Origin of the sequence: Chryseobacterium sp. VD8 (assembly GCF_037149975.1) — a bacterium.
GTDB lineage: Bacteria > Bacteroidota > Bacteroidia > Flavobacteriales > Weeksellaceae > Chryseobacterium > Chryseobacterium indicum.
Map to the genome: position 1 here is coordinate 1 of NZ_JBBCQL010000275.1, position 5,402 is coordinate 5,402.

The 5,402-nt window shown below is 35.2% G+C and carries 6 protein-coding genes; 1 reads left to right on the forward strand and 5 read right to left on the reverse strand.

All coding sequences use genetic code 11. The annotated features are described in order from the left end of the window. The 5 genes from WFK35_RS20205 to queA form a co-directional block, all read right to left on the reverse strand. A partial coding sequence (locus tag WFK35_RS20205; RefSeq protein WP_336734238.1) for a hypothetical protein occupies positions 1–801 on the reverse strand: 801 nt, incomplete at its 3' end. Between the two features lie 331 nt (positions 802–1,132). Continuing rightward, positions 1,133–2,071, reverse strand: coding sequence for a sterol desaturase family protein (locus WFK35_RS20210; RefSeq protein WP_336734240.1), 939 nt, complete (start codon positions 2,069–2,071; stop codon positions 1,133–1,135). Between the two features lie 76 nt (positions 2,072–2,147). Beyond that, positions 2,148–3,182 carry a 23S rRNA (adenine(2503)-C(2))-methyltransferase RlmN gene (gene rlmN / locus WFK35_RS20215; RefSeq protein ID WP_214590254.1) on the reverse strand — a complete coding sequence of 345 codons (1,035 nt, stop codon included), beginning with the start codon at positions 3,180–3,182 and terminating at the stop codon, positions 2,148–2,150. 44 nt (positions 3,183–3,226) lie between these two features. After that, a complete protein-coding gene (locus tag WFK35_RS20220) occupies positions 3,227–3,574 on the reverse strand; it encodes a four helix bundle protein (RefSeq protein WP_336734243.1) in 348 nt (115 codons plus the stop codon). Between the two features lie 47 nt (positions 3,575–3,621). Further along, positions 3,622–4,671, reverse strand: coding sequence for a tRNA preQ1(34) S-adenosylmethionine ribosyltransferase-isomerase QueA (gene queA / locus WFK35_RS20225; RefSeq protein WP_214590255.1), 1,050 nt, complete (start codon positions 4,669–4,671; stop codon positions 3,622–3,624). A 409-nt stretch (positions 4,672–5,080) separates the two neighbouring features. Between queA and WFK35_RS20230 the strand changes: the two genes are divergently transcribed. Further along, the coding region (locus WFK35_RS20230; protein WP_336734245.1) for an AIM24 family protein at positions 5,081–5,402 on the forward strand (322 nt) is incomplete at its 3' end.

Sequence of the window (5,402 nt, forward strand, 5' to 3'; positions counted from 1 at the left end):
CGAAATATAGATTCCTGTTTCATCAACGGCAATTCCTTCAATTTGTCCAATGGATAAAGCGCTTCCAAGATAATAATGTTTAGGATTTTCTTTAAAAAAAACTCCGGATTCAGCTTCATTAAAAATATCTAAAAAGACTTCTGTTTTCTTGGTATAGCCTATCAAATAAAGCCTTTTATTAAAATAAGAAGCATCTGTTACAATAAAACCGGTCTTAAAAGTTTCTGTTTTCTGTGCTTTTTGCTTTTCTGAAATTTCAGGATCGATAATGTAATGTGTTGTTGATTTTGAACCCCATTCTTTTGTAAAGAGATGAATTTTACCATTTAAATAAATCATCGCTTCCGCATCGAAGTCCGTTTCGGAATATTTCGGAATAAATTCCTGCTGTTCGGGATATTCGAAGGAAATTACTTTTACAGAATCGTTATTTAATGTATTATTTTCAAAAGGAACTTTATAAATTTCGAGATCTTTTCTGGTTCCGCCGTTGTTTCCGAAATCTCCGATGTAAAAGTTTTTACCGTCGTTTGTAAGTGCTTCCCAATCTTTATTTTTAGCGTTGATTTGTACGGTGCCGATAATTTTTCCTGTTTTTTTATCCAATTCGAAAAGTTCGGGAGAATTTCCGCTGTCGTTAAAAGTATACAGTTTTCCGTTGATTAAGCTCAGCCCTGAAGTTTCTTTCACTTTATCATCCAAATAATTGACTCTGTACTTTCTGATTTTGAACAGATCCGCCTGTTGGGAAAATGAGACTGTTGAAACGGTAATGGCAAATATGATGAAAAGCTTTTTCATGCGGTAAAAATATTTATTTAAACACAAATGGCTCTAATTTTTTATACTAATTTCACTAATACTTATGTAGAATTTTATATGCTTTCGTAGTTTTGAGCATAATGAAGTTGAGTATTTTTTTTAACACAAAGCTCGCAAAGATTTTTTTATTACTATTCGTTTTTAAGTTAGCAAAGGCGTTTAACTTAACTAAGATAACGAAGAAGAGATTGAATTTAAATTTAAGCAAACAAAAAAGACGAGCAAGCCCGTCCTAATTTATGGTAAGATTATATTTAAATTCAAATATTGTGAAATCTGTGTCAAAATAGCGTCACCAGTGTTTAGAAAACTAAGCAGATTTCTTCTGAATCTGATCTTTATTTTTACTTTTTCTTGCCCAATAATCTTTTTGATATTGTCTCACTGTTTTTCCGGTTCCGTCGTGCCGCCATCCCGGAGAATTAAAAATATAATTAATACGATCTGAAAATTTCAGTCCCGGCTGTTTAATATCTTTCCATATTTTTCTCCATTCGTATAACAAAACCGTGTCTGGTCTGTCATTCGGCATTTTTGGATAAATACCGTACTTTACAGGAACATTAGGATCTTCTTTTTCGAAAGTTCCGAAAATTTTGTCCCAGATAATAAGGCACATTCCCATATTTCTGTCAAGATATTTGATGTTACATGCATGATGAACACGGTGATGAGAGGGCGTTACCAAGATATATTCCAGAAACCCCATACTTTTTACAGTCTGCGTATGAACCCACGTTCCGTAAACCTGACCAATCGCATAAACCACCATAATGTGCCACGGATTGAATCCTAAAAAAGCCAGTGGCGAAAAGTACAAATATCTGTATAGAGGCTGTAAAACCGGACTTCTGAAACCCGTTGTCAAATTGAAATATTCCGAGTTATGGTGCGTAATATGAACCGCCCAGAATGCTCTGGAATGATGATCTACATAATGAAGAACGTAGTACGCAAAATCCGTTACCACAAAACAGATCAGCCAATACCAGATCGTAAATTCCCACGTGAAAAATCTATGATTGTAAAAGAAAAACATGACAAACATGGCAAATCCTTTCATTAAAAGATCCAGCCCGAAGTTCATCAGTGCCAAATAAACACTTGTTGCAACGTCTTTTTTATCATATAATTTAGCCTCGGAAACATGGCTGTAAATCATTTCGGCTAAAATAACAGCAGCGTGAACAGGAATTGCCCATGAGTAGACACTTTCCAATCCATTTTCATCCATAAAGTAATCCATCATCACTTTTAAATTTGTGGTACAAAGTTAGGATTTTACAAAAACGATAAGAAAAATTTTTGTTTTTTTTAATAAAAATTTAATCCGAAGACTTATTGGCAAGCTGTCCGCAGGCTGCATCAATATCTCCGCCACGGCTTTTTCTTACCACACAGACAATTCCCGCATTTTCAAGCTGACGGATATAATTTTCCTCTGCCTGTTTGTTGCACTGGTCATATTTTCCGTCTCCAATGGGATTATACTGGATTAAATTTACTTTCGAAGGAACCTGTTTACAGTATTTAATCAGTGCTTTGATGTCTTCATCTCCGTCGTTAATTCCTTTCCATACACAATATTCGAAAGTGATAACAGAGCCTGTTTTTTTATACCAGTACTGAAGAGATTCCATGATTTCCGTTAAAGGAAACTTATCGGAAAAAGGCATGATCTCATTACGTTTTACTTCGATTGCGGAATGGAGTGATAAAGCTAATTTCACTTTCAGTTCTTCATCAGCAAGCATTTTGATCATCTTCGGAATTCCGGAAGTAGAAACCGTAATTCTTCTCGGAGACATTCCTAAACCTTCCGGCTGGGTAATTTTTCTGATTGCTTCTACTACATTCTTGTAATTCATCATCGGCTCTCCCATTCCCATAAAAACAATGTTGGAAAGCGGCCTGTCGAAGTACATTTTGCTCTGGCTGTCGATTAAAGCAACCTGATCCACGATTTCAGCAACTTCAAGATTTCTCATTCTTTTGAGTCTTGCGGTTGCGCAGAATTCGCAGTTTAATGAACATCCGACCTGTGAAGAAACGCAGGCTGTCGTTCTGGTTTCTGTAGGAATAAGAACGGATTCCACCAATAAGCCGTCGTGTAATTTCACTCCGTTTTTAATGGTTCCGTCTGTGCTTTTCTGAAGCTGATCCACAGAAACAGGATTGATGGTATACTCTTCCGCGATTCTTTCACGAAGAGACTTTGAAAGATTCGTCATTTCATCAATCGAGTGGAGATTTTTACTCCACAACCAGTCGTACACCTGCTTCGCGCGAAACGGTTTTTCTCCCAAAGAAACAAAATATTCTTTGAGCTGGTCCAGTGATAAAGTTCTGATGTCTTTCATAATTTATTTAAAGAGCCAGGTTAAAAGTAAAAATTAAAAAGTTTTTACAGCTTTGTGTTATTAACTATTGCAGCTAAAATATTTTTCAATTCAGCACTTTCATTTAATAAAGTTTTAAATTCTTCAGAATCGTAGCCATCTAGCTTTTCTAAAACCCGAAGCCAAAAATTACTTTCCCTGGCTTCTCTTAAAGCAATTTTTACTTTATTTTTAAAATCAGCTTTAGAAGATCCGGCCTGAGATTCTTCATAATTTGCTCCTATTGAAGTCGCTGACTTTCCCAGTTGAAATCTGATTAATTTACTTTCAGGATCATTTGGAAGTGATCTTAAAAACTTAAGACAATTAACTCCAAATATAAAAGTCCTTTCAAGTAGATCATTCTGTTTCACAGCTTTTATACCTTTTACTTTTAACCTGGTTCTTTTTACTTATTTTGTTACAAAATTAACATTGCGTCTCCGTAAGAGTAGAATTTGTATTTTTCTTTTACAGCTTCTTCGTAAGCGTGCATTACGAAATCTCTTCCTGCAAACGCTGCGATCATCATGATTAATGTAGATTTTGGCGTGTGGAAGTTCGTAATCATACAGTTTGCCACTCCGAAATCGTGTGGAGGATAAATAAATTTATTGGTCCATCCGTGGAAAGCAGATATCTTTTTGTTTGAAGAAACAGAAGTTTCCAAAGTTCTCATGGTAGTTGTTCCAACGGCACAAACTCTTCTGTTCGCTTCCACAGCATTGTTGATGATCTGAGCATTTTTCTCATCGATGAAGATTTCTTCAGATTCCATTTTGTGCTTAGAAAGATCTTCTACCTCAATCGGGTTGAAAGTTCCCAAACCAACGTGAAGCGTAACCTCAGCAAAGTCGATTCCTTTGATTTCCAGTCTCTTCATGAGATGTTTTGAAAAGTGAAGTCCTGCAGTTGGTGCTGCAACCGCTCCTTCTACTTTTGCATAGATGGTTTGGTATCTTTCCGCATCTTCAGGTTCAACGTCTCTCTTGATGTATTTCGGAAGCGGAGTTTCTCCCAATTCCTTTAACTTGGCTCTGAATTCTTCGTAAGAACCATCGAATAAGAATCTTAAAGTTCTCCCTCTTGAAGTGGTGTTATCAATTACTTCTGCTACTAAAGATTCATCTTCTGTGAAGAATAATTTGTTACCTATTCTGATTTTTCTTGCCGGATCTACCAAAACGTCCCAAACGCGGGTTTCCTTATCCAGCTCTCTTAATAAGAAAACTTCAATTTTAGCTCCCGTTTTTTCTTTATTTCCGTATAAACGTGCAGGAAAAACTTTAGTATTGTTGAAGATAAAAAGATCTCCTTCGTCGAAATAATCTACCACATCTTTGAACAGTTTGTGCTGAATTGTTTCAGTTTTTCTGTCTAAAACCATTAATCTGGCTTCGTCTCTGTGTTCTGATGGGTGTTCTGCCAATAATTCCGCAGGAAGATCAAAATTAAAATCTGATGTTTTCATTTTTTAAATTACGGTTTAAAAATTTATAGAAATTACATGGTGTAATTTTCGGAGTGCAAATATACGATATTCGAAACCCCTTTGTCAAGTATTATTTACATAGATGTTAAAGTAACTCTTTGCGCATTTTTTAAACGAACACAACTAACTAATAATCAACAATATAATTATTTCCTGTTTTGCATTTTTTAAATGAGATGCCTTTGTATTTCTTGAAATTAAAAAAGTTTTATTTAAGAATTTTGTTTAAATTATTGAAACCAAGATAAACAAGGGCGTTTGACTTATTTTCGAAAATACAAAGATTCAAAGTATTTAAATTAATTTTAATTGAAATAAAAAACCGTGATTTCCCGATACTTTTTATACCGTAAAAAAGCTATTTTTGAGAACATTAAAAATTTACACTATGAGCAAATATTCGATTGAATCTTTTGTGAACGAAACGAAAGAAAACCCAATGGAAAGAGATTATTTCGAGCTGGAAAAACCCTCTCTTCTGGAGATCAACCTCAACAATCAGTCTGTCTGGACTAAGGCAGGAAGTATGGTTGGCTACATCGGAAACGTTAATTTCGAAAGACAGGGAATGCTTTCCGGAGGAATTGGAAACTTATTGAAAAAAGCGATCAGCGGCGAAGGAGCAAAATTAATGAAAGCCGAAGGAACCGGAAAATTGTACGTTGCGGATTCCGGAAAAAAAGTTCGTATTCTTTATTTAAATAATGAAT

Coding starts and splice junctions, on each gene's coding strand:
- WFK35_RS20210 (WP_336734240.1), bottom strand. CDS start 2,071: ATGATGGATTACTTTATGGATGAAAATGGATTGGAAAGTGTCTACTCA.
- rlmN (WP_214590254.1), bottom strand. CDS start 3,182: ATGAAAGACATCAGAACTTTATCACTGGACCAGCTCAAAGAATATTTT.
- queA (WP_214590255.1), bottom strand. CDS start 4,671: ATGAAAACATCAGATTTTAATTTTGATCTTCCTGCGGAATTATTGGCA.